This window comes from Vibrio sp. 1401 (assembly GCF_033340295.1).
Genome location: NZ_JAWOWF010000856.1, coordinates 1 through 513 on the forward strand (window position 1 = coordinate 1; position 513 = coordinate 513).

Annotated in this window: 1 protein-coding gene; it reads left to right on the plus strand. The window is 40.9% G+C overall.

All coding sequences use genetic code 11. The annotated features are described in order from the left end of the window. Nucleotides 1-486: BcsE family c-di-GMP-binding protein (locus R7Z77_RS28545; protein WP_318137459.1), on the plus strand; the 486-nt coding region annotated here is incomplete at its 5' end. Nucleotides 487-513: the final 27 nt, after the last annotated feature.

Consider the following 513-nt stretch of genomic DNA (forward strand, 5'->3'; position numbering starts at 1 on the left):
AAGTTTGGTAGCAAAGGCTACTTACAAAACCAGGACTTTAACCAATACTGTATTGACGTCATTTCCCACTCAACACACTCAAGTGTGAACTTTGCGCTCATCAAGCTGAACTTATTGCCAGGCATGACGGCAGAGGAATGTTTACGTCTTTGCCATATTCGAAGAGATGGCGACGTTGTGACAGCCTGCAAAAAAGCTCTATATGTCTTGTTCAGTGCTATTCGACAAAGCGATATTGATATTGCACTAAACAATATATTTGAGTTTCCAGTGAGAGACTTGTTTCACTCAACTCACACGTTTGATACTCAATTAGATATCGAAACAGAGCTAAAATTCATCGTTCAAGATGAAGCCGTCATATCCGATGACGTTTCAACCTTGACGACAGAGAGGGAAATATTCCATACCACCACCAATTCCATGGTTGATGTTCCCCCTTTGTTTGCTGTCAAAAAGGCCATTGAGCTTAAGGAACGTTCATGAATATTAACGACTTTTTACTGACCGCGA